At 41.3% G+C, this 24,030-nt stretch carries 26 protein-coding genes; 3 read left to right on the forward strand and 23 right to left on the reverse strand.

Annotated elements, in window-relative coordinates; genetic code table 11:
* Positions 1 to 41 precede the first annotated feature (41 nt).
* The 5 genes from M1F37_RS02240 to M1F37_RS02260 all read right to left on the reverse strand — a co-directional run bounded on the left by M1F37_RS02240 (position 42) and on the right by M1F37_RS02260 (position 9,420).
* Entirely contained in the window at positions 42 to 3,140 is a 3,099-nt protein-coding gene (locus M1F37_RS02240; RefSeq protein ID WP_247934544.1) for a DEAD/DEAH box helicase, read from the reverse strand.
* 92 nt (positions 3,141 to 3,232) lie between these two features.
* A complete protein-coding gene (locus M1F37_RS02245) occupies positions 3,233 to 4,399 on the reverse strand; it encodes a MalY/PatB family protein (RefSeq protein ID WP_247934545.1) in 1,167 nt (388 codons plus the stop codon).
* A gap of 7 nt (positions 4,400 to 4,406) precedes the next feature.
* The gene (locus M1F37_RS02250; RefSeq protein WP_247934546.1) at positions 4,407 to 5,501 is read right to left on the reverse strand and encodes a cystathionine gamma-synthase; all 1,095 of its coding nucleotides are present in this window, start codon (positions 5,499 to 5,501) and stop codon (positions 4,407 to 4,409) included.
* 143 nt (positions 5,502 to 5,644) lie between these two features.
* Complete coding sequence (locus M1F37_RS02255; protein WP_247934547.1) at positions 5,645 to 7,603, reverse strand: peptide ABC transporter substrate-binding protein; 1,959 nt, start codon at positions 7,601 to 7,603, stop codon at positions 5,645 to 5,647.
* 191 nt (positions 7,604 to 7,794) lie between these two features.
* Positions 7,795 to 9,420: a putative polysaccharide biosynthesis protein gene (locus tag M1F37_RS02260; RefSeq protein WP_247934548.1), complete on the reverse strand. Its 1,626-nt coding sequence runs from the start codon at positions 9,418 to 9,420 to the stop codon at positions 7,795 to 7,797.
* A 105-nt stretch (positions 9,421 to 9,525) separates the two neighbouring features.
* Between M1F37_RS02260 and M1F37_RS02265 the strand changes: the two genes are divergently transcribed.
* Positions 9,526 to 10,971, forward strand: a complete 1,446-nt coding sequence (locus tag M1F37_RS02265; protein WP_247934549.1) for a UDP-N-acetylmuramoyl-L-alanyl-D-glutamate--L-lysine ligase — start codon at positions 9,526 to 9,528, stop codon at positions 10,969 to 10,971.
* 197 nt (positions 10,972 to 11,168) lie between these two features.
* Here M1F37_RS02265 and M1F37_RS02270 read toward each other — a convergent pair whose 3' ends face one another.
* From M1F37_RS02270 to M1F37_RS02310, 9 genes are all read right to left on the reverse strand, one after another.
* Positions 11,169 to 11,360: a CsbD family protein gene (locus M1F37_RS02270; protein WP_000051184.1), complete on the reverse strand. Its 192-nt coding sequence runs from the start codon at positions 11,358 to 11,360 to the stop codon at positions 11,169 to 11,171.
* 100 nt (positions 11,361 to 11,460) lie between these two features.
* A complete protein-coding gene (locus tag M1F37_RS02275) occupies positions 11,461 to 12,111 on the reverse strand; it encodes a DUF1803 domain-containing protein (protein WP_247934550.1) in 651 nt (216 codons plus the stop codon).
* Complete coding sequence (locus tag M1F37_RS02280; protein ID WP_247934551.1) at positions 12,095 to 12,607, reverse strand: YiiX/YebB-like N1pC/P60 family cysteine hydrolase; 513 nt, start codon at positions 12,605 to 12,607, stop codon at positions 12,095 to 12,097. Before M1F37_RS02280 ends, M1F37_RS02275 begins: the two co-directional genes overlap by 17 nt.
* An 86-nt stretch (positions 12,608 to 12,693) precedes the next feature.
* Positions 12,694 to 13,629, reverse strand: coding sequence for a manganese-dependent inorganic pyrophosphatase (locus M1F37_RS02285; RefSeq protein WP_247934552.1), 936 nt, complete (start codon positions 13,627 to 13,629; stop codon positions 12,694 to 12,696).
* 94 nt (positions 13,630 to 13,723) lie between these two features.
* Positions 13,724 to 13,924: a hypothetical protein gene (locus M1F37_RS02290; RefSeq protein WP_247934553.1), complete on the reverse strand. Its 201-nt coding sequence runs from the start codon at positions 13,922 to 13,924 to the stop codon at positions 13,724 to 13,726.
* The gene (locus M1F37_RS02295; RefSeq protein ID WP_247934554.1) at positions 13,914 to 14,198 is read right to left on the reverse strand and encodes a GIY-YIG nuclease family protein; all 285 of its coding nucleotides are present in this window, start codon (positions 14,196 to 14,198) and stop codon (positions 13,914 to 13,916) included. Before M1F37_RS02295 ends, M1F37_RS02290 begins: the two co-directional genes overlap by 11 nt.
* Entirely contained in the window at positions 14,188 to 14,937 is a 750-nt protein-coding gene (locus M1F37_RS02300) for a tRNA1(Val) (adenine(37)-N6)-methyltransferase (protein ID WP_247934555.1), read from the reverse strand. The genes M1F37_RS02295 and M1F37_RS02300 overlap by 11 nt, the downstream gene beginning before the upstream one ends.
* A gap of 52 nt (positions 14,938 to 14,989) precedes the next feature.
* On the reverse strand, positions 14,990 to 15,352 hold the full coding sequence (locus M1F37_RS02305) for a S1 RNA-binding domain-containing protein (RefSeq protein WP_247934556.1): 363 nt from the start codon (positions 15,350 to 15,352) through the stop codon (positions 14,990 to 14,992).
* 1 nt (position 15,353) lies between these two features.
* The gene (locus M1F37_RS02310) at positions 15,354 to 16,754 is read right to left on the reverse strand and encodes a bifunctional Cof-type HAD-IIB family hydrolase/peptidylprolyl isomerase (RefSeq protein ID WP_247934557.1); all 1,401 of its coding nucleotides are present in this window, start codon (positions 16,752 to 16,754) and stop codon (positions 15,354 to 15,356) included.
* Positions 16,755 to 16,782: 28 nt separating this feature from the next.
* Between M1F37_RS02310 and M1F37_RS02315 the strand changes: the two genes are divergently transcribed.
* Complete coding sequence (locus tag M1F37_RS02315) at positions 16,783 to 16,998, forward strand: hypothetical protein (protein ID WP_247934558.1); 216 nt, start codon at positions 16,783 to 16,785, stop codon at positions 16,996 to 16,998.
* A 32-nt stretch (positions 16,999 to 17,030) separates the two neighbouring features.
* Here the strand turns inward: M1F37_RS02315 and M1F37_RS02320 are convergent, their stop codons facing one another.
* The 7 genes from M1F37_RS02320 to M1F37_RS02350 form a co-directional block, all read right to left on the reverse strand.
* On the reverse strand, positions 17,031 to 17,540 hold the full coding sequence (locus M1F37_RS02320; RefSeq protein ID WP_247934559.1) for a GNAT family N-acetyltransferase: 510 nt from the start codon (positions 17,538 to 17,540) through the stop codon (positions 17,031 to 17,033).
* Between the two features lie 229 nt (positions 17,541 to 17,769).
* Positions 17,770 to 18,009 carry a 30S ribosomal protein S18 gene (rpsR, locus tag M1F37_RS02325; protein WP_000068664.1) on the reverse strand — a complete coding sequence of 80 codons (240 nt, stop codon included), beginning with the start codon at positions 18,007 to 18,009 and terminating at the stop codon, positions 17,770 to 17,772.
* Positions 18,010 to 18,040: 31 nt separating this feature from the next.
* Positions 18,041 to 18,511, reverse strand: coding sequence for a single-stranded DNA-binding protein SsbA (ssbA, locus tag M1F37_RS02330; RefSeq protein WP_000609602.1), 471 nt, complete (start codon positions 18,509 to 18,511; stop codon positions 18,041 to 18,043).
* Between the two features lie 11 nt (positions 18,512 to 18,522).
* Positions 18,523 to 18,813 (reverse strand): 30S ribosomal protein S6, encoded by a 291-nt coding sequence (rpsF, locus tag M1F37_RS02335; protein WP_001151778.1) that lies wholly within the window; start codon positions 18,811 to 18,813, stop codon positions 18,523 to 18,525.
* Positions 18,814 to 18,965: 152 nt separating this feature from the next.
* Complete coding sequence (asnS, locus tag M1F37_RS02340; RefSeq protein ID WP_000167160.1) at positions 18,966 to 20,309, reverse strand: asparagine--tRNA ligase; 1,344 nt, start codon at positions 20,307 to 20,309, stop codon at positions 18,966 to 18,968.
* Between the two features lie 22 nt (positions 20,310 to 20,331).
* On the reverse strand, positions 20,332 to 21,510 hold the full coding sequence (locus M1F37_RS02345) for a pyridoxal phosphate-dependent aminotransferase (RefSeq protein WP_247934560.1): 1,179 nt from the start codon (positions 21,508 to 21,510) through the stop codon (positions 20,332 to 20,334).
* A complete protein-coding gene (locus tag M1F37_RS02350; protein ID WP_247934561.1) occupies positions 21,507 to 21,995 on the reverse strand; it encodes a DUF5590 domain-containing protein in 489 nt (162 codons plus the stop codon). The genes M1F37_RS02345 and M1F37_RS02350 overlap by 4 nt, the downstream gene beginning before the upstream one ends.
* 355 nt (positions 21,996 to 22,350) lie before the next feature.
* On the opposite strand from M1F37_RS02350, the gene M1F37_RS02355 reads away from it, so the two are divergent.
* Entirely contained in the window at positions 22,351 to 22,899 is a 549-nt protein-coding gene (locus tag M1F37_RS02355; RefSeq protein ID WP_247934562.1) for an NADPH-dependent FMN reductase, read from the forward strand.
* Between the two features lie 130 nt (positions 22,900 to 23,029).
* Here M1F37_RS02355 and yaaA read toward each other — a convergent pair whose 3' ends face one another.
* Together yaaA and M1F37_RS02365 are read right to left on the reverse strand one after the other, a co-directional pair.
* On the reverse strand, positions 23,030 to 23,758 hold the full coding sequence (gene yaaA, locus M1F37_RS02360) for a peroxide stress protein YaaA (RefSeq protein ID WP_247934563.1): 729 nt from the start codon (positions 23,756 to 23,758) through the stop codon (positions 23,030 to 23,032).
* A gap of 78 nt (positions 23,759 to 23,836) precedes the next feature.
* Positions 23,837 to 24,001 carry a YczI family protein gene (locus M1F37_RS02365; RefSeq protein WP_247934617.1) on the reverse strand — a complete coding sequence of 55 codons (165 nt, stop codon included), beginning with the start codon at positions 23,999 to 24,001 and terminating at the stop codon, positions 23,837 to 23,839.
* Positions 24,002 to 24,030: the final 29 nt, after the last annotated feature.

The raw sequence follows: 24,030 nt of genomic DNA on the forward strand, positions 1-24,030 counted from the left end.
TTTCCTTTCAACACTTCATTATAGCGTATTGTCTTGATTTTTCAAGTGCTGGCTTCAGAAATTCCTAAAATTTCTCTAATTTCTGCTAGGGTCAGACTGCCACGTGACTCTGTGCCGTCCAATACTTGTGACACCAGATGTTTCTTCTGTTCTTGGAGTTCCTGAATTTTTTCTTCAATGGTTCCCTTGGTTACCAAGCGATAAACCTCAACCATTTCTTGCTGACCCATCCGGTGGGCACGGCCAATAGCTTGCTCTTCCACCGCAGGATTCCACCAAAGGTCAACCAAGATAACTGTATCAGCACCTGTCAGGTTCAGACCGACACCACCCGCCTTGAGGGAAATCAGAAAGGCATCTCTTTCCCCTTGATTAAAGGCCTTAGTCATGTCTTGTCTTTCCTTGGATGGGGTTGAACCCGTAATTTTAAAGGATGTCATGCCCAAGTCTGGCAGTTCTTGTTCAATTTTCTCCAACATTCCCTTGAACTGCGAGAAAATCAAGACACGGTGTCCGCCGTCTGCCACCTGGACCAGTAGGTCTCGAAGACTATCCAGTTTCCCACTGGCTCCCTGATAATCTTCCATAAAGAGGGCAGGGGTGTCACAGATTTGACGCAAGCGCATTAAACCAGATAAGATCTCCACACGACTTCGCTGAAATTCCTGATCTGACACTTGAGCCAGACGGTCCCGCATCTGTTGCAACTGAGCTAGATAGATAGCCTTTTGCTGGTCTTCTAGTTCATTCTTATAAACTACTTCAATCAAGTCTGGCAATTCAGTCAGAACTTCTTCTTTCTTGCGCCGCATAACGAAAGGCTTGATAAACTGAGCCACTCGCTCTGCTGGCAATTTCATAAATTCTTTCTTGCTTGGCAAAAGCCCAGGCATGACGATTTGGAAAATAGACCACAGCTCACCCAGATGGTTTTCAATAGGAGTCCCTGATAAGGCAAAGACTGCCGGCACCACAAACTGTCTCAAGGTCTGGGCAATCTTGGTCTGGGCATTTTTCATGACCTGAGCCTCATCTAAGAAAAGGAAGTCAAAGGACATCCCCTGATAAAGCTCACTATCCTGACGGAAGGTGGCATAGCTCGTCACATAGATTTGATGGCTCTCGGCAAGAATCTCTTCACGATTAGCTTTCAAACCATGAACAACAGCCACATCCAACTGTGGAGCAAATTTCTGAAACTCATCTGCCCAGTTGTAGATCAAACCTGACGGTGCTAAAATCAAAATCCGACTTTCTTTTGTCACTTGGCTGGTCAAAAAAGCAATGGTCTGTAGGGTTTTACCAAGTCCCATATCATCAGCCAAAATCCCGCCAAAACCATAATGATGCAGCATTTGTAGCCAGCCGATTCCCTTTTCCTGATAATCACGCAAGTCAGCCTTGACCTGAGTTGCTTGTCGAGGAAAGTCCTCTGGATGCGTCAAATCGTGAGCCAGATTCTGGAATTCTTGTGAAAAAGAAACACGGTCTCGCCCTTCAAAGAGATGTGCTAAACTATAAGCCAAAGATTTCCGAGCCTGCAAGGAGCCATCTTTTAATTCAAACTGGCCTAGTTCCTGTAGATTTTGGCGAATTTTCTTGGTTTCGTCATCGAAAAAGTAGACTTGATTGTACGAATTAATGTAAAAATTCTTGTTGGCAACCAAGGCCTGCATGGCTTGGTCAATTTCTTCTTGGGCAATATCTTGAAAATCAAACTGGATTTCCAAGAGACCTCCCTTGGACGCAATCTGCACTTGAGGGCTTGCTATGCTATAAAGTTCTTCTAGCTTGTCTGATAGGTCAACATTCCCGAGTTTTTCAAAGACTGGAATGATTTCATGGAAAAAATGATAGACAGACTCCGCTTTTAAGGCCTGACGCCAAGATTGAAAATCTGCTTCAAAGCCCGCAGCCAAACAGACTTGGAAAATTCTTTCTTCCAAATCAGCAACACTCGAAAATGGTAATTCTTCTAACTCTTGTCGGCTAGACACCTGCCTATCCCCATAATCAAACTGAATTTCTAAACGAATCCGATTATCCTCTTCCCTGTCAAAGTAAAAAGAGGGCGCAAAAGTTTTGATTTGTAAGCGTTCCGGAGCTAAAACGGTGCCCATCTGGCTAAAGAGAATTAAACAAGAAGCCAACTTATCTCGGTCACTGCTATCAAATTGCAGGTATTTCTTTCCATCTTGATCCAAAGGCAAGGCTTTAATTTCCTTGAGAAGACGCATCTGCTGGTCTGTTAGAAAATAAACCTGTCCTTTATGGAAAAGCACAGCCCCCTGATAAAAGGCATTGACCCTTGGACCCTCACTGATTTCCATTTCAAAATAATCCGAGTATTCTGTTACTGTAAAAGCAAATAGATTGGCATCCGCATTCATATCCTGAAAGAGCAGGGTTTGGTAACTATCTACTTGATAGTCAAATTGAAAATGGGATAAGGTCATCAATAAATTCACACCCTGCTCAAAAAAAGTCAGAGGGAAAAAGAGATGCCGACCTTGATTTTGGAAAAAGAGGTCTGGAGTCGTTCCTTCCTCCATTAGTCCGCGCAAGAAAGTCAGAAGTTCTTGACTGGCCTCATCAAAGACTTCCCAAGACAGAGACTCCTCATAAGTTTTTCCAATCATATAAGGTTTTCTCTTCTCGACAACTTTTAAAAAGAGTGGAATATCCCGAATGACATAGTATTTTTGACTATTGATTTGTCCGATTCTAAGTGTCCACAAGATATGATTGGTTCCTGCTTCCACTTGTCCCACAGCCGATAATTCATAGGCTCGGTCTGATTTTGGAGATAAGATTCGGTCCAAAAATTTACCGCCCAAGGTCACCTTAGTTTCAACGGCCTCTTTTTCTTCATGACCTTCTTCCAGACTTTGCAAGATTTCCTGACCACGCTCATCATTTTTCAGAAAATGCTCCAGCGCTGCCAAATGCACACAGTAGCCCCTCTTTTGGAAAAAATCGCAGGCACAAAAAACCAAATCATCCTCTAAACTATAGCGCAGTTCTTCTTCTGCAACGCGAGCGTAGAGCCGATTGTTCTTTTCCTTGATAATGTCAACCTTACCAGTTTCATAAAGGGCAACGCCTTCGATACGGACTTTCCCCGGAATCAATTTAGCCATATTTTTACCTTTACCTTATCTTTTTATTATACCATATCTTCCCCTATGAAAATAGCCTTCTAGAAAGACTTTTCTCCTAGAAGGCTTGATTTTTAAAGTTTGCCAAAAGTCGTCACAATCCGCTGACAAACTTCTTGCAGTAGAGATTTGGGCATGGCTACATTGAGGCGGGCATGAAGACTTCCTTCCTCCCCAAAATCCAAACCACGATTAAGAATAACCTTGGCTTCATTTCTCAACAGCTCTTGCAATGTTTCATCAGTCAGGTCATAGGCTGAAAAATCAAGCCAAATCAAGTAGGTTCCTTGCGGTTTCATAACCTTGATTTTAGTCTCTTTAGCAAATAGTTCCACCACATAATTGATATGGTCTTCAAATACTTGCTTGAGTTCCTCTAGCCAATCCTTCCCATAGCGATAGGCAGCTTCTGTCGCCAAATAACCCAAGCCTGAAATTTCATGCTGGTTATTTGCTAACTGGCGTTTCTGGTAAGCCACTCTCAACTTAGGATTTTCAATGACTGCATAAGAATTTTTTGTCCCAGCAATATTAAAAGTTTTAGTAGCACTGCTCAAGACGATCGCAAAATCTTTGAAGGCAGGATTAATGGTATTGAAAGACTGGTGTTTGTAACCAAAGAGGACCAAATCTTGGTGAATCTCATCTGAAACTAGCAAAACACCGTGTTTTTGGCAGAGTTGACCAATCTTCTCCAACACTTCCTTTTCCCACACACGTCCACCAGGATTGTGAGGGTTGCAGAGGATATAAAGTTTGACATCCTCTTCCACCAAATCCTTCTCCAGTTGGTCAAAGTCAATCTCAAACAGACCATCCTTTTCCACCAAAGAATTAGTAATCAATCTACGATTGTTCAACTTGACACTGCGAGCAAAAGGTGGATAGACAGGCGTGTTAATCAAAACAGCTTCGCCTTCTTTTGTGAAGGCTTGAATAGCTGTTGAGATGGCTGGCACCACACCCTCGATAAAGACAAGAGCTTCTTTGTCAAAGTGATAACCGTGTTGTGTAGCTTCCCACTTTTGAACTTCCTTAATTAACTCTTCACTTGCATAAGTATAGCCATAGACCAATTGATCAGCGTAAGTCTGCACGGCTTGACGGATTTCAGGCAAGACTACAAAGTCCATATCCGCTATCCAAGCTGGCAGGACTTCACTATCCGTTTCCGCCTCTTTCCATTTATAGGTATGGTGCCCTAAACGATTGGGCAGGCTTGTAAAATCATATTTTCCCATATTTTTCTTATCCTTCTAAGGCTTGGCGCAAATCTGCAATCAAATCTCTAGCATCTTCAATCCCAATTGACAAGCGCAAGAGGTCGTCTGTCAAACCATAAGAATGACGCACTTCTGCTGGAATATCAGCATGAGTTTGTGTCGTTGGATAAGTAATGAGACTTTCCACCCCACCCAAACTTTCCGCAAAAGAGAAGACCTTGAGGCTGTTCAAAATATGAGGAATACGCTTCTCGTCTGCTACTTTAAAGGAAATCATCCCTCCACGCCCAGTGTAGAGAACTTCCTTAACTGCTGGAGAATCCTTCAAAAAGGCAACCACTTCTTGGGCATTGGCTGTGGAGCGCTCCATACGAAGTGACAAGGTCTTGAGACCACGAATCAATTGATAGCTGTCAAACGGTGACAAGACTGCCCCTGTCGTATTGAGATTGTAGAAAAGCTTCTCGTATAGTTCTAAACTATTAGTTACAACCACACCAGCCAAGACATCATTGTGACCTGCTAGATACTTGGTTGCTGAATGAAGAACGATATCTGCTCCATCTTCAATTGGACGTTGGTAGATAGGGCTATAGAAGGTATTGTCCACCACCACTTTGGCACCCTTAGCATGAGCCAATTTTGCTAGTTTTTCAATATCAAATTCCAACATCAAAGGGTTGGTTGGTGTTTCGATATAGAGAACATCCACATCCTTCTCTAACTCGGCAATCAACTCTTCTTCTGTATTGGCATAGGTGAAATGGAAACGGCCTTCCTGCTCCACTTGATTGAACCAGCGGAAAGAACCACCGTAAAGGTCACGCACTGCCAAGACCTTACTACCTACCGGAAAGACGCTAAAGGCCAATACAATAGCTGACATCCCTGAGCTAGTAGCTAGGGCATAGTCTGCTGACTCAATAGCTGCCAAGACTTCTTCAGCCTTGCTGCGAGTTGGGTTTTTGGTACGCGTATAGTCAAAACCAGTAGATTGACCAAACTCTGGATGTTGATAGGTCGTTGAAAAATGAAGCGGTGTCACCAAGGCTCCTGTCGCTTCATCTGACTTAATACCCGCCTGGGCCAAAATTGTGTTAATGTGTAATTCCTTGCTCATACAATACCTCCAAATCTATAGTAACTATTGTACCACTTATTTGCATCAACTCATTTTCTTCTTTTCAAGAGCTAGTTATAGTTTCAAACTATATAAAAAAAACGACAATTTCCTTCGAAACCATCGTTTTTCTTGAAAAATCCTTATTTAACATGTTTTGCCAAATCTTCTTGGGCTTTTTTATTAGATTCTTCTTTTTCTTTCAGCCATTTTTCCTTAGCTTTTTCATATTCGTCTTTTGTGACTGTTTTATCTTGTAATTTGAGGTATTTATATGATTCGACACCCTTATTTCCAGCCAATGAATATGGTGTTGAGAAAGGAACAATTTTTCTCAATGTTGGTGTTCCGCCCAGTGAAACATTTGGAATTGCTAGAGAGCTATCTACCAACCAAGCTTGGGCATCAGCATATTTTTCATAACGTTTAGCTGGATCTTGTTCCTTGTTAGCTTCTTCCAGCATTTGAGTATAAACATCCAGCCCAACAGCCTTAGCCTTATCATTGGCTTCACCTGGCTCTAAACCTAGATTTTGCATCAGACCACCAGAATTAACGTTAAAGACATCAAGATAGGTTGAAGGGTCTTGATAGTCTGCACTCCAACCACCGTTGTATAGATCGTAATCTTTCTGAGCTGCAGTCTGAGCCAAATAGCTTGTATTATCAAAGTCTTCAGTAGAGAGTTGGTGAACATCAATCACAACATTATCAGACCCCAAGACAGATTCAATTGATTGTTTCATGGAATTAATTCCTTGAATTTCTGCCTTATTGGTCAAATCTACAGTTTTATCTAAATGGATAGGGAATTGGACTCCTTTAGCTTGGAGTTCTTTCTTAGCCTCTGCAAATTTAGCCTTGGCTTTTTCGGGATTGTAATATGGATCCTGAGCATCGGCAAAATTGATTCCTTGCCATTCCTTGCCATAGTTAACCATCTTAGAGGCTACTACTTCACCAAAGTCTTTTCCATTGATACTTACAAATGTTGGAGGAACGACTAGATTACGCAAAATCTTAGTTGCACCATCCTCTCCTTGAGATTGAGCCCCATAGGCTGTACGGTCATAGGCAAAGTTAATAGCTTGACGGAAGTTTTTATTCAGAACCGCTTCCTGAGTCGATTTCTTTTCAGCATCGCTTGTCTTAGAAGTGAATTTATAAGATTTTCTATCCAGGTTAAAGTTTAAGAAATAAGAAGTGGCATCTTGCATGCTATAGATGATATTATCCTTATTCTTTTCTTTAATTCCTTCAAAGCTTGAACTATTTGGATAAAGTCGAGCATAGCTATAGGCCCCCTCCACAAAGTTACGAGCCAGTGCATCTTGGTCACTACCATCATAATAAGCCAATTTCACATCATCTACAAAGACATTTTTAGCATCCCAGTAGTTAGGATTTTTCTTGTATTCGATAACTGATTTTGAAACAAAGGATTTCATCAAGAAAGGACCATTGTATAAGATACTAGATGGATCCACCTTCCCAAAATCATCCCCTTTTGATTTCAAGAAATCAGCGTTGACTGGGAAGAGAATGGTTGATGTTGTTTTTGAGTTCCAGTAAGATTCTGGTCGTGTCAAGGTATATTGAACTGTTTGGTCATCAAGAGCCTTCACTCCGACAGTTGAAAAGTCGCTTGTTTTACCGTTAATATAGTCATCCAAACCTGCAACGGATTCTTGCACTAGGTACAAGGCTTCTGATTTTTTATCAGCAGCGTATTTCAACCCAGTTACAAAATCTTGGGCAGTAACAGGAGCATATTCATCTCCATCTGCAGTATACCATTTAGCATCTTTACGCAGTTTGTAGGTATAGGTCAAACCGTCTTGAGAAACACTCCAATCCTCTGCCAAGGACGGGACATAGTTCCCATATTGGTCATTTTCCATGAGACCATCTACCAGATTGGTCACAATATCATTGGTTGTTGCACGATTTTCTGCTAGATAGTTCAAACTTGATGGGTCACTTACGTAAACATAGTTATATGTTTTTGACGCTGTACTAGAATTTCCACAGGCACTTAATAAAATACCTGCACTTAACACGACACCTGCAAGCGTTGCATACTTGGCCTTAGACTTTTTCATCTCCAGAACCTCCTGATTTAAATATTTGTCTTATTATACAACTCGTGTTTTATTTAGTCAATAGTTTTTTTGAAAAAATTAATTATTCCATCTACAAACTATAGAAATTATTCTACAAAATAATAAAAAAGAGAATAATTTAATCATTCCTTGATAGAAACGTTCAAATTATTCCCTTTATTTATAAAAATTTATTGAGAAATTTTTAATTTGATTCGTAAGCGATCTGCTTGGGCTTTTCCAATCACCTTATCCAACAAATGGGTACGGAGACTCATCACTCCATAAACACCTACACCCATGGCACCGACAAGAGCTACGTATAGAAAACTCCACAAACGTCCACTTGGTTGGAAGACAAATCCAAGTATCCACTGGATAGTTCCTACAATGATGAACATAACAAAAGTTAACAAACTGATTAAAATGGTTCGCTTCAAAATCACCTTGCGCTTAACACCAGTTACTTGACAAATGTCCCGATACATCAAAACATTAGGAATAATGAGACCGATGGTTGTGGAAATCAAAGGTCCGTAACTGTGGAACAGAGCGATGGTTGGAAGTTGCAAGACCAGCTTGGCAATTGAACCATAGATAAAATAGAGAACTGCCTTGCGATTCCGGAACATGGCTTGAAGCATGGGAGACAAGACCATGTACAAACCTAAAATAGTAGACTGCAAAACTGCGAAGACAAACAAGCCCATGGCCAAACTATCTGGCTTGCCATAGAAGACTGTATAAAGAGGTTCTCCGACCATGACCACTCCAACCGTTGCTGGTAGCAAGAATAAGAAAAGCATGGTAATGCTGTCCTGAACCAGACGAGAAGCCGACTTCAAATCCCCCTTGACATAGTTTTCAGTCAAAAGAGGCAAACCGACACTCCCAATCGAAACCCCAACAGAAATCAATATCATAGTGATTTTATTAGGATTGGCTGAGAAATAAGAAAACATGACAACTAGGTCTTCATTACTATAGTTGGTAAACCATTTCATGCTATTGATAAAAGTCATTTGATCCAAGATTTGGAAAAGCTGGATGGCAGAGCCAGTAAGGATGAAAGGAATAGCTTCCTTAATCGTATCAATCAAAAGACCTTTACTATCAATCTTATCTCGGGATTCAAAAACTTTTTGAAGCAATCCTTCTTTATAAAGGAAATAGATCAAAACTGCAAAACTAGCTACCATTCCCACAAAGGCCGCAAAGGTCGATTGGGTAACTGCTGATAGATAATCTTTCGAACCGAGTTTCATGATGATAAAAGTCGCTAAGAGCATCCAAATTACTCGGATAACTTGTTCAGCAATTTGACTCATAGCATAGGGTTTGAGATTATTCATTCCTTGGAAAAATCCACGGATAACACTCATAGATGGAAAAATCAAGACTGCCCAAGCCAAGCTCTGCATGATTGGGATCAGGTCTTGCCCCACACCCGATAAGTCTGCTAGCCAAGGAGCAAAGACATACAAGACTAGAGCAAAGACCAGACCTAATCCCGTCATAAAGCCTAAAAAGCTCCGAATCAGGGCAAAGCTATGCTCTTCTTCTCGCATGGTATTGTACTTGGCCACTTGCTTGGCCACTGCAACTGGAATTCCCGCTGTTGAAATCAGCAAGAACCAGGCATAGATATTGTAGCCCATAGTAAAGAGACCATTTGCTGTAGCCGCATAAGACCCCATCCATATATACCAAGGGATGATATAAATGGCACCGAGTAGACGACTGATAAAGTTACTAGCCGTTAGCCAAGCAGTCCCCCGTAACATCTGGGCCTGCTGGTGATTGTTTTCGTTAGACATAGATTCCTCATTTAATTTTAATAACTAGGAAAAATTCCTCATCTTCCATTATAAACTTTTCCTTGTCACTTGTAAATTTACGACTTTCGGTTTACAATAGAAAGTATGATTAAGATTGAAACCGTATTAGATATTTTAAAGAAAGATGATCTCTTCCGTGAGATTATCGACCAAGGACATTATCACTACAACTACAGCCATGTCGTATTTGACACCATCTGCTATGATAGCCGCAAGGCCAAAGAGAAGAGCCTCTTTTTCGTCAAGGGTGCTGCCTTTAAAAAGGAATTTCTGATTTCTGCCATCTCTCAAGGCCTCGGTTGGTATGTGGCTGAAGAAGACTATGAAGTTGGTATTCCTGCTATTATCGTCAGCGATATCAAGAAAGCTATGTCTTTGATAGCCATGGAGTTTTATGGGAATCCACAGGAAAAACTCAAACTCCTTGCCTTTACTGGTACTAAGGGTAAGACTACAGCAGCCTATTTCGCTTATAACATATTATCTCAAGGGCATCGACCTGCTATGCTCTCGACCATGAACACAACTTTAGATGGCAAGACTTTCTTTAAGTCTGCATTGACAACTCCTGAGAGCATTGACCTATTTGACATGATGAATCAGGCTGTGCAAAATGACCGTACCCACCTCATCATGGAAGTATCCAGTCAGGCCTATCTGGTCAAACGTGTCTATGGTCTAACCTTTGATGTGGGAGTTTTCCTCAATATCAGTCCAGACCATATCGGCCCGATTGAACACCCTAGCTTTGAAGACTACTTCTACCACAAACGTCTCTTGATGAAAAATAGCCGAGCAGTCATCATTAACAGTGACATGGACCACTTCTCTGTACTAAAAGAACAAGTGGCAGATCAAGACCATGATTTCTATGGTAGCCAATCAAATAATCAAATCGAGAATTCCAAAGCCTTTAGTTTTTCAGCTAGTGGTAAACTCGCTGGTGATTATGATATTCAACTGATTGGACACTTCAACCAAGAAAATGCCGTTGCAGCTGGACTTGCTTGCCTTCGTCTCGGAGCTAGTCTTGAGGATATCAAAAAAGGAATCGCTGCAACCCGAGTTCCTGGTCGTATGGAAGTCCTCACTCAGAAAAACGGCGCCAAGGTCTTCATCGACTACGCCCACAATGGTGATAGTCTGAAAAAACTAATCAATGTTGTTGAAACTCATCAAACTGGAAAGATTGCTCTGGTGTTAGGTTCGACAGGAAACAAGGGAGAAAGCCGTCGTAAGGACTTTGGCCTCCTCCTTAATCAACACCCTGAGATTCAAGTCTTTCTAACTGCTGATGACCCCAACTATGAAGACCCAATGGCCATTGCAGATGAAATTAGTAGCTATATCAACCATCCTGTTGCAAAAATTGCGGATCGCAAAGAAGCCATCAAGACAGCCATGGCTATCACAAGTCAAGAATTAGATGCAGTTATTATTGCTGGTAAGGGTGCCGATTGCTACCAAATCGTCCAAGGCAAGAAAGAAGCCTATCCAGGAGACGCAGCCGTCGCAGAACATTATTTATAAGATAGTAATACTCTTCGAAAATCTCTTCAAACCACGTCAGCTTCACCTTGGATTATATATGTGACTGACTTCGTCAGTCTTATCTGCAACCTCAAAGCAGTGCTTTGAGCAACCTGTGGCTAGTTTCCTAGTTTGCTTTTTGATTTTAATTGAGTATAAAAAATCAAGGGAAATGAAACCCTTGATTTTTTATATCTTTATTTAAAAGCGTTTTTCAAACCTTCAACGGCACCTTCTACAGCACCTTTAGCATCTTCAACTACTTCTTTTGCCTTAGCAACTGTCTTTTCTACTGCGCCTTCTGCTTCAGTCTTGCTATCCCCAGTAACTTTACCAAATCCTTCTTTGATAGCGCCTGTTGCTTGTTCCAATTTGTTTTCAAGTGACATATGATTGTCTCCTTTAGGTTTATTCCGATAAGTGTTATCGTTATTCTAAGTATATACTCATTATATCATCAAGTCAAACAATGTGCTCAGAGATAAAAAATCAGAACAAGTAGAAAGTTAATCTTTCTTTATCAAAATCGACGGCCAACTCATACTTTCCATCTTCATTTTGGACAATATAACCTAGGACAACCAAACTGTCCACAAAGATATCACGGCGTTTCTGCATAAGCTGGTCTTTTTTAAGAAATTTCAACAAAAAAGTTGTCATATATTTGAGAGCATACTCAGGATTGACATCTCCCAAAATGTCATAGAGTTCCTGTTGTTTTTCTGTCAAAGGATACTGATGTTTGACCTTGTAGAAATAATTGGACAGGGTCATTTTTGATCTCGCAAAGTCCGTCTGTTCAACTAAAATAGCTGCATTGGTTTGATTGCTCAATTCCGTATCAAAACTCTGCTCTAACAAGGCTTGATAGGCCGGACTATCTTCGCTGACAAAAATCTCTTGATCCAGTTTCAGACTATCGAGTGATTCAAACGTAGGAAGATTAAGGTAATAGCGCTTATTTTCCCTACGAATCAAGCCTGCCTTTATATACTCTTCCATGAGTTTATCAACTGCTACATCTGGAAATTGAGCCTTAATTTCTCGCAAAATCACATCCTCATGCTGGTCCAGATAGCGGATTAATTCTCCAAAAAATGGCTGTCTCGTCAAACGAGATGGATTAAAAATCTGAATCATGAAGATTCCTTTCTTTACATTCTAACAGAGGCGACGCTGCCAACTGACTTGGATTGGTCCCAGCTTGGTTTAGAGGAACTGGCAGACCTAGTTTTCTATAATACTCCCTCCAAAAATCACTAATCTCCTGCTCCCCATCTCCAAATTTCATAGGAATAGTCTCAAAAATCGGTAGGATTTCTGCCATATACTGGGAACAGTAAAAACCAGCGCCATCTGGATAGAAAGAAGCATTGTAGGGAGCTCCAAGATGCTTACAAGCTCTCTCCTTCACCGACTGGATATCCATTTCTGGGTAGACATAGAGGTCGTACAAGTGATTGGACTCAAAGAAGTCTGCTGGTTCTTGACAGACAACACCAAATTCTCCACTAGCATGGTAAATCATCTCATCCAAATAGATGGCTACATGGCTATAGTTGCCTGTGGAAGTCTGGATAGCCTGTCCCATATCTGACTCATCTCTCACAAAAATCAAATCACCATTTTCTAACATGCTTCACTCCTAGAAAAAAAGGAGCCAAAACTCCTTTCGATATAAGTCAAACTAGACTTTCCTATTTTCAACTGACACCCAAAATCTTAAGCGTTAAAGCTTTCTGTCAACTGAGGCACCACTTGTTTCTTACGTGAAACAGCACCTGGAAGGAAAGCATGGTTGTTTTCAAGTTTGAAGTTAAAGGCTGCTTCAACCTTATCCATGTTTGAACCAAGAGCCAAGATTTCTGAGTTTGAGTTGACGATGTCTGTAATCATCAAGACAAAGTCAGAGTAGCCGTTAGCTGCATTTGCAGCTTGGATAGCTGCTTCGATTTCAGCTTGACGTTCCAATACTTCAGCAATATCAACTGTATTGACTTGAGCCACACGGACATTGTTTCCGTTGAGTTCAAAAGTCTTAGCATCGATGTCGATCAATTCTTCTGCAGATTTACTTGCCAAGTTTGTACCAGCTTTCAACATAGCCAAACCATATTCTTCCAAGTTTACACCAGCCAATTCAGCCAATTCAGGAGCAATCACTTTATCTGTTGGGTGTGTTGTTGGTGATTTCAAAAGAAGGGTATCTGAAATCAAACCTGAAAGCATCAAACCAGCAATTTCTTTAGGAACAGCTACACCATGTTCTTTGAACATACGGTAAACAATTGAAGATGCTGATCCAACTGGCTCCAAACGCATGTAGAGCGGGCTTGCAGTTTCAAAGTTAGCCACACGGTGGTGGTCTACAACACCATAAACTTCTACTTCAGCGATATCTGATACAGATTGTTGGAATTCATTGTGGTCAGTCAAGATAACTTGCTCTGCGCCTTCTGCTTTAGCAGAAGTGATAACACGCGGTGCTTCCACACCAAAATAGTTCAAGACAAAGGCTGTTTCTTCATTTGGAGTTCCAAGGGCAACAGCTTCCGTATCCAAACCGTAAGCTTCTTTTGCAAGGTAGGCAAAGGCTACAGATGACCCGATGGCATCTGAGTCTGGATTTTGGTGACCAAATACTAGAATCTTAGACATGATAATACCTCATTTTGTTTATTCTCTTTATTGTAGCATTTTTTTCGCTTTTTGACAAAAGTAAGAGGAGTCAAAGGAGACTCCCCACGATTCTTCAAAATAACTGATACTCTTCGAAAATCTCTTCAAACCACGTCAGCTTCGCCTTGCCGTAGATATGGTTACTGACTTCGTCAGTTCTATCTGCAACCTCAAAACAGTGTTTTGAGCTGACTTCGTCAGTCTTATCTACAACCTCAAAGCAGTGCTTTGAGCTGACTACGGCTAGCTTCCTAGTTTGCTCTTTAATTTTCATTGAGTATGAGTAAATTCCTATCTTGATTTTCAGATAAAAATATTTCCTTCTGCGGTCGCTTCTTACGCTTGAGAAGGGCTTCAGCTGACATGGCTTCTTCCTTACTGGCAAAACCTTGAGCATAGATAAGTTTGACTGGCAAGCGTGCTCGTGTATATTTGGCTCCCTTCCCACTATTGTGGACAGCGAGGCGTTTTCTCACGTCAGTCGTATAACCCGTATAGTAGGACCCGTCACGGCACTCCAGCACATACATATAAGCCTTATAATCCATAATAAATCTCTTCGAGTTCCGGAGTATAAGAGCCATCCTCATTGTGGACAATGAGAGGTGGCAAGACCTTAAAACCACTTGTCGAGCCATCCTTGATAGCCTCAATCAAGAGCATATTGGCCTCCTTTTCTCTTTTTGGATAAACAAACTGCAGGCGCTTAGGGGCTAGATTATGCCGTTGCAAGCTGTCCAAGATATCTAAAAGTCGATCAGGACGATGAACCATGGCCAAACGCCCATTAGACTTGAGAATACTCTGGGCACTACGACAGATTTCCTGCAAATTGGTCGTGATTTCATGACGCGCCAAGAGATAATGCTCGCTCTCGTTCAGATTAGAATGAGGATCCACCTTGAAATAGGGCGGATTACACAAAATCATATCCACCTTGCTTCCCTGTATACGAGAAGGCATATTTTTCAAATCATCACAGATGACCTCCATCTGCTCCTCCAAACCATTCAAACGGACAGAGCGTTCAGCCATATCTGCCAAACGCTCCTGAATCTCAACAGCCAAAATCTGCGCCTGAGTTCGAGTACTAGCAAATAGCCCCACTGCCCCATTCCCAGCACAGAAATCTACAATCAATCCCTTCTTAGGGAAACGTGGAAAGCGTGACAAGAGAACACTATCCACCGAATAGCTAAACACCTCTCTATTTTGAATGATTTTGATATCTGTCGAAAAGAGCTGGTTAATGCGCTCCCCTGATTTTAATAATTGTTCTTCTTCCATGGTCCTATTATAGCAAATTTATATTAACATTACAAAAGATAGAGGTTTCTAACTAGTGCTTCTGATTCTTCAAATGTTGAAGGGCTTCCTTGGTCCAAATTGGCATCATTCGTTTGAGAGGAGCAAAGCCGTAGTTAAAACGGTCGCTTGAAAAACGTCTCCGTCTCGGAAACTGGTGTTTTTCTTCCTCCAAAGTACGGATAGAAAGACTAGCTTTCCCTGTAAATTCATCTAAATCCACTAACTGAACCAGAACCTCTTCATCGACTTTCAAGGCTTCTTGGATATTTTCAATAAATCCTGTCCGAATCTCTGAAATGTGAATCAGCCCTGTATCACCCGTCTCTAGTTCAACAAAGGCTCCGTAGGGCTGAATCCCTGTAATACGCCCCTTTAGCTTATCACCGATTTTCATCTTAGTCCTCGATTTCAATTGTTTCAATCACAACATCTTCAACTGGTTTGTCCATAGCCCCTGTCTCAACAGCAGCAATGGCATCCAAAACAGCGTAAGAAGCTTCATCAGCTAACTGACCAAAAACTGTATGACGGCGGTCTAAGTGAGGAGTTCCACCTTGGTTAGCATAGATTTCTGCGATCGGTTCTGGCCAACCACCACGAGCAATCTCTTTTTTAGAATAAGGCAGGTGTTGATTTTGCACGATAAAGAACTGGCTGCCGTTGGTATTTGGCCCAGCATTAGCCATAGAAAGAGCACCACGGATATTGTAAAGTTCTTCTGAGAATTCATCCTCAAATGATTCGCCGTAGATTGACTCGCCACCCATACCAGTTCCAGTTGGGTCTCCACCTTGAATCATAAAGTCCTTGATAATACGGTGGAAAATGACACCATCATAGTAGCCATCTTTTGAAAGAGCTACAAAGTTAGCTACTGTTTTAGGAGCATGTTCAGGGAAGAGCTTGATACGCAAGTCTCCGTGATTAGTCTTAATGGTCGCAAGAGGACCTTCTACTGTTTCAATATCTACTTGTGGGAAATGCAATTCTTTTTCTACCATACCAAATCCTTCTAAGGCATCAAAAATGCCATCTTCTTCTAGTGTTTTTGTAATATAATCTGCTTTTTCTTTGATGTTATCATGAGAAATTCCCATAGCAACGCTGATCCCAGCATAATCAAAGAGTTCCAAGTCGTTGAGGCCATCTCCAAAGACCATGACGTTCTCTGGTTTCAAGCCAAGGTGTTCCACAACCTTTTCCACACCCGTCGCTTTGGAGCCTGAAATCGGAACAATATCAGACGAATGTTGATGCCAACGAACCATGCGAAGTTTATCAGAGAGACTGTCAGGCAAGTGCAAGTCATCTCCCTTATCTTCAAAAGTCCACATTTGATAGATGTCTTCTTTTTCATGAAAATCAGGATCCACATCCAAATCAGGGTAAATTGGATTGATAGCTTCACTAATCATATCTGTGCGGGTCGACAACTTAGCATCATGACTCCCAACCAAGCCATACTCAATTCCTTCTTGCTTGGTCCAAGAGATATACTCTTCAACATCTGACTTCTCAATCTGATGTTGGTAAATGACCTGACCTTTTTTGTCTTCGATATAGGCCCCATTTAAGGTTACAAAAAAATCAGGCTTGAGGTCACGAATCTCTGGTACAACACCAAAAATCCCTCGTCCAGAAGCAATACCTGTTAAGATTCCTTTCTCACGTAATTGCTTAAAAACAGTTGGGATTGAAGCTGGAATAAAACCGGTTTTGGAATTTCGTAATGTATCATCAATATCAAAAAAGACAATCTTGATCTTCTTTGCCTTATATCTTAATTTGGCATCCATCTCACTACCTCTTTCAATCTAATACTCAATGAAAATCAAAGAGCAAACTAGGAAACTAGCCGCAGGTTGCTCAAAGCACTGCTTTGAGGTTGTAGATAAGACTGACGAAGTCAGCTCAAAACACTGTTTTGAGGTTGCAGATAGAACTGACGAAGTCAGTAACCATATCTACGGCAAGGCGACGTTGACGTGGTTTGAAGAGATTTTCGAAGAGTATAACTCTTTCTATTATACCATAAAGTAGCTAAATCCCCTATTTTCAAAAAGTTTCCAGTTTTATTGTAAGTCCTTGGATAAGTATAAAACTAAATCATCATTATTTTGAATAGTGGCATTCATTTCCAAAGGTTGGTTTCGATACCAAACGCCTGAACCATCTGGAATATAGCCTCGTTTGATATACAATCTCTGGGCAGGACCATAGCCTGAGTGCAAACCTACACCAAGAGTGACCTTGCTCGAAACAAACTTGACTCGTTTTTCTGCTTCTTCTAGCAGTTGATTCCCAACCCCTTGATTTCGAAAAGGCTCAAACACATTAAAATCTGATAATTCTGGATAGACTCTTGCAAAAGGACCATGTTTAGCAGAGGGCAAAATGGTAACGTAGCCCGCTACAGCACCATCAATTTCCGCAACTAAGACTTCTCTCTCCCCGCTTTCCTGTTCCAGAAAATATCTAGCCAAAATTTCCTCTCTACCAGACCAACCCTGATTGATAAAACCTTGGAACAGGTGTTTGATATCCGATTCAATCATTTTTCTAATAATAGCGTTTTCCTTCATAAGATGCTCCTTTAAAAATTCCTATAAAAATTCCTACTATCATTATAGCACGTTTATAGATCCAGGAAAAAGAACTAGCCGGGTCTTGAATTCCTGAACTCATAAAAAAAGGTCCACCCGGAGCAAACTCGCTCTTTCATTTCAAAGCTCGTGAAAAAGAGGTCCACTGGACCAAACTCGCTCTCTCATTTCAAAGCTCGTGAAAAAAAGACCCGCCGGGGTCTTTTGTTTAATCTTCGTTTACGAAAGGCATCAAAGCCATTACGCGAGCGCGTTTGATAGCTGTTGTTACTTTACGTTGGTTTTTAGCTGAAGTTCCTGTTACACGACGAGGAAGGATTTTCCCACGTTCTGAAACGAAACGGCTAAGAAGCTCAGTATCTTTGTAATCAACATATTCAATTTTGTTTGCTGCGATGTAATCAACTTTTTTACGGCGTTTGAATCCGCCACGACGTTGTTGAGCCATGTTTTTTCTCCTTTATAATTTTAATTGTCCATTAGAATGGTAAATCATCATCTGAAATATCCAATGGATTTGTTGCTCCAAATGGATTTTCATCACGTGAAAAGTCTGGTACTGAATTTGTAGGTGCTGAATAGTTTGAACTTGGTGCAGAGTAAGCTCCACCTGTATGACCCTCACGCACACTACGGCTTTCCAACATTTGGAAATTCTCAGCCACGACCTCTGTCACGTAGACACGTTGTCCTTGCTGGTTATCGTAACTACGAGTCTGGATACGACCTGTCACCCCGATAAGTGAACCTTTTTTAGCCCAGTTAGCAAGATTTTCAGCCTGTTGGCGCCACATAACGACATTGATAAAATCAGCCTCGCGTTCGCCATTTTGACTCTTAAATGTACGGTTTACTGCAAGAGTAAAAGTCGCAACTGCTACATTTGATGGGGTATAACGTAACTCAGCATCACGTGTCATACGCCCTACAAGTACAACATTGTTAATCATAGTTTACCTTCTTACGCGTCAGTTTTGACGATCATGTGACGAAGAATGTCAGCGTTGATTTTTGAAAGACGGTCAAACTCTTTAAGAGCTGCGTCGTCGTTTGCTTCAACGTTAACGATGTGGTAAAGTCCTTCACGGAAATCTTTGATTTCGTATGCAAGACGACGTTTTTCCCAAGATTTTGATTCAACAACAGTTGCACCATTGTCAGTCAAAATAGAGTCAAAACGTGCTACCAAAGCGTTTTTAGCTTCTTCTTCAATGTTTGGACGAATAATATAAAGAATTTCGTATTTAGCCATTGATATGTTCCTCCTTTTGGTCTAATGACCCCAAGACTTTGCAAGGGGTAAGTGAGGTTCGCTCACAATAAACTATTATACTAGAAAATAATTTTTTACGCAAGTAAAAACTCTGGAATTCGAAAAAACGCCACATGGGCGTTTTCCTGTTCTTACGGTTTGATACGGTGCAACATACGTGGGAATGGAATGGCTTCACGGATGTGTTTTGTTCCTGCTGCAAAGGTTACCATACGTTCGATACCGATACCAAATCCACCGTGTGGAACTGTACCGTATTTACGAAGGTCAAGGTAGAATTCGTACTCTGTACGATCCATGCCAAGTTCATCCATCTTAGCGACAAGGGCATCATAGTCTTCTTCACGCATAGACCCACCGATGATTTCTCCATAACCTTCTGGAGCAAGCAAGTCTGCACAGAGCACGCGCTCTGGATTTCCAGGAACTGGTTTCATGTAGAAAGCCTTGATGGCTGCTGGGTAGTTCATGACAAATGTTGGTACACCAAAGTGGTTTGAAATCCAAGTTTCATGTGGTGAACCAAAGTCATCTCCATGCTCAAGATGCTCATAGTCAGCATCTTCATCATTTTCATGCTCTTGCAAGAGGTCAATAGCTTGATCGTAAGTGATGCGTTTGAATGGCTCTGCGATGTAGCGTTTCAATAGTTCTGTATCACGTTCCAAGGTTTCCAGGGCTTGAGGCGCACGGTCAAGAACACCTTGAAGAAGGGCTTTTACATAAGCTTCTTGCAAGTCAAGTGACTCATCATGTGTCAAGTATGAGTACTCTGCGTCCATCATCCAGAACTCAGTCAAATGACGGCGAGTTTTTGATTTTTCAGCACGGAATACGGGACCAAAGTCAAAGACACGACCAAGAGCCATAGCACCTGCTTCTAGGTAAAGCTGACCTGATTGGCTCAAGTAGGCTGGAGTTCCGAAGTAGTCCGTTTCAAAAAGTTCTGTAGAGTCTTCCGCAGCATTTCCTGAAAGAATTGGGCTATCAAACTTCATGAAGCCGTTCTTGTCAAAGAACTCATAAGTTGCATAAATGATTGCGTTACGGATTTGCATAACAGCGACTTGTTTGCGTGAACGCAACCACAAGTGGCGGTTATCCATCAAGAAGTCTGTTCCGTGTTCTTTTGGTGTAATTGGGTAGTCTTGAGATTCACCAATTACTTCAATGTCTGTAATATCCAACTCATAACCAAATTTAGAACGTTCGTCTTCTTTGACAATACCTGTCACATAAACAGAAGTTTCTTGGCTTAAGCGTTTGATCACATCAAACTTCTCAAGTCCCACTTCTTCACCAAATTTTTCTACAAAGTTTGGTTTGAAGGCTACACCTTGGAAGAAGGCCGTTCCATCACGCAATTGCAAGAAAGCGATTTTTCCTTTTCCTGATTTGTTGGCAACCCAAGCGCCAATCGTCACTTCCTGACCAACATAGTCTTTTACATCAATAATCGTTACACGTTTTGTCATTATTTTTCCTTTTCTTTTTCTTTTATTTTTCCATAAATGCTTTCAAGCGTTTAACTGCTTCTTTAAGCGTGTCTAGGTCTGTCGCATAACTGAGGCGTACATTTTCTGGAGCTCCGAAGCCAGCTCCCGTTACCAAGGCCACTTCAGCTTCTTCTAGGATAGCAGTTGTAAATTCTGTCACATCCGTATAACCTTTCATCTCCATTGCCTTTTTGACATTTGGGAAGAGGTAGAAGGCTCCTTGTGGTTTGACCACCTCAAATCCAGGCACCTCGGCAAGAAGGGGATAGATGGTATTTAATCGTTCCTCAAAAGCCTGACGCATGTTTTCTACAGTATCTTGCTCACCTGATAGAGCCTCAACTGCTGCATACTGGGCTACTGCTGAAGAGTTCGAAGTCGTTTGACCTGCAATCTTAGACATGGCAGCGATAATGTCTGCTTCTCCGACGGCATAGCCAATCCGCCAACCAGTCATAGCATAGGTTTTAGACACACCATTGATGACCACTGTTTGCTTGCGAATCGCTTCAGATAAGCTAGAAATCGGTGTGAATTCATGGCCATTATAGACCAAGCGCCCATAGATATCATCTGCAAGGATGAGAATATCATTTTCTACAGCCCAATTTCCTATTGCCAAGAGTTCCTCACGGGTGTAAATCATTCCTGTCGGATTGGATGGCGAATTCAGCACCAAAACCTTGGTCTTGTCTGTGCGAGCTGCTTCCAACTGCTCTACAGTCACCTTAAAATGATTATCTTCCTTAGCAGGAACAAAGACTGGAACACCTTCTGCCATCTTGACCTGGTCGCCATAGCTGACCCAGTAGGGGGTTGGGATGATAACTTCATCACCTGGATTGACCACAGCCATAAAGAAGGTATAGAGAGAATATTTGGCTCCCGCAGCGACTGTCACTTGATTTGGCGCTACAGAATAGCCGTAAAAGCGCTCAAAATAGGCATTGATCGCTGCCTTGAGCTCTGGCAGACCTGAGGTTACTGTATAAAAAGAAGCACGCCCATCTTGAATCGATGCAATGGCGGCATCTTGGATATTTTTTGGAGTAGTGAAATCTGGCTCACCCAAGGTTAGAGACAGGATATCTCTTCCCTCAGCCTTCAGTGCTTTGGCACGGGCTCCAGCAGCCAAGGTCACACTTTCTTCCATTTCTAAAACACGGTTGGATAGTTTCATAGGCCCTCCTTATTGACCAATGCTCCTGTTTCAAAATCTACTAGATAAAAATCAGTTCCTGACTTGACTTCCCAGATTGGCTTTTCTTGATAACGTCCAAAGGTAATCTTGTCAATCTCGCCAGCTCCTTTTTCCTTAGAAACAGCTTCCGCTTTTTCTTGTGAAACACCCTGATTTAGCTGATAAACGTAAATCTTATGGTCATCTTTTCCAATCAGGACAGCAAGTGCTTCTTGCTGTTTATTACGACCAAGAACGCTGTAATAGGATTCCAAGCCATTATACAAATCAACCTGATTAGACTGCTCTAATCCTGCATACTGCTGAGCTAATTTTTCTCCTTCACTTTTAGCTGTTTGATAGGGTTTCATGCTAAGAGAAACCAGATACAGGAAGGAAGCACTGATAACCACAAACAAAATCGTCATCCCTAGACCATACTGCCACAGTAGATTATTTTTTGCTTTTTTTTGTCTTTTTTTCACTCGTCTATTTTACCATCTATTAGGCTTTATTACAAGTGAATATAAGAATACTCTTCGAAAATCAAATTCAAACCACGTCAGTTTCGCCTTGCCGTACTCAAGTACTGTCTACGGCTAGCTTCCTAGTTTGCTCTTTGATTTTCATTGAGTATAAGCAAACAATTTTATTTCTTCCTTCAAAGTAAACCAGAATCCAAAAAACAGTTCTTACTTTTCCAATAGCAAGTGACTAGAGTTTCTGCAATTTTATAATTCTCAAATAAACTCTGAGCAAATCTCTTGCAAGTTGTTTTGTTGTAATATATTTTATAACAACGAGAAAGTTCTCGGAAATTTTAAAAAAAGGAGACACATCATGTCTAAAAAAGTATTATTTATCGTCGGATCACTACGTCAAGATTCTTTCAACCACCAAATGGCTCTCGAGGCTGAAAAAGCACTTGCTGGTAAAGCGGAAGTTAGCTACCTCGATTATTCAGCCCTTCCTCTCTTCAGCCAAGATTTGGAAGTTCCAACACATCCAGCTGTAGCTGCTGCTCGTGAAGCAGTTCTCGCTGCTGATGCTATCTGGATCTTCTCTCCAGTCTACAACTTCTCTATCCCTGGAACAGTGAAAAACTTGCTTGACTGGCTATCTCGTGCCCTTGACTTGTCTGATACACGTGGTGCTTCTGCCATTCAAGACAAGTTTGTCACAGTCTCATCTGTAGCCAATGCAGGTCACGATCAACTCTTCGCTATCTACAAAGACCTCTTGCCATTTATCCGTACACAAGTCGTTGGTGACTTTACTGCTGCACGTGTTAACGACTCTGCTTGGGCAGACGGAAAATTGGTTCTTGAAGAAACAGTCCTAAACTCACTTGAAAAACAAGCTCAAGACTTGGTCAATGCTATCAAGTAACTAAACTAACTAACATAAAAAAAGCGAACAAGACTACTTTTCTGACACTCAGAAGGCTAGCTTGTTCGCTTTTTCTCATTTACAAACTAAAATAGCTGATGATACATATTGTCCAATACAAAATATCTTCTCATACTTCCTTTACAAAAACCAATTCCTGTGGCTGGGACAGGTCTTCTCGGTAGACAAATCCTGCAAAGCTTAAGCAACGAGCTTCCTCCACCGTCTGTACTTGATTTTCTATTAGGGCTGTCAGGAAGGCACCACGCGCTTTCTTTGAAATAGTTGAATGAATCTTCAGCTGCCCACCTCTATCCTCCATGAATTTGAAGGTCACCATCTTTTCTCTGATTTCCTTAGAAAATACAGTCTCAAACTCGGACGACAAGAGGGAGAAAATTAGGTCTTCACCATTCATGGCTTCATCATAGGCTGCCTTCCAATGGCTCTTCAAAGTCTTACCATCGACTTTTAACTTCATCAAAAAGTCCAAACGGTGAGGAGCCATAGGTGACAAGGCTGGAACGACTCCGTACAAAGCCGACGTGATGAAGACATGATTTTCAAGATAGACTTGTTCTACCTCGGTCAGTTTGTCTCTCTTAATGTGACGGTACATAAGCCCATCAAAAAGTTTCAAGGCTGTGTAGTGTTGAGCAGTTTGGTTTTTCAAAGCTTGGATATTCTGAAATTCTTCCGCTGCCTTCTCAGCTGATACCTTGTAAAAGCTCTCCAATTGACTAGCAGAATAGAGGGCCAAGGCATCAAGCACAGCCTGACTTTCTGGTCTTAAAGGAGTTTCCTCGATACTTGGCAAATCTGTGTTCATTTCTTTTGCTGTTGGGATTAAAATTTTCATATGAATAGTGTAGCATATTTTTGAGCCACTACCAAGAAATTCATCTAAAAAACCTCGGTTTGACCGAGGTTTATCTGTTTATTTTGGCCATCCTAACCAGATAGCTACGAGAACAAGGGCTGTGCCAGCTAAACTTGTTAAGATAGAAAAGAATTTATCTTTTTTCTCCTTGAACTGAGAAAAACCTATCTTCAAAGCGAGCAGTCCGAGTAGCATGGAAGCAACCATCAAATAAAACCCCATTTGTTTGTCCTCCATTAGTCTTAATTTAC

It is taken from the genome of Streptococcus mitis (assembly GCF_023109105.1).
In the GTDB taxonomy this organism is placed as follows: Bacteria; Bacillota; Bacilli; order Lactobacillales; family Streptococcaceae; genus Streptococcus; species Streptococcus mitis_BW.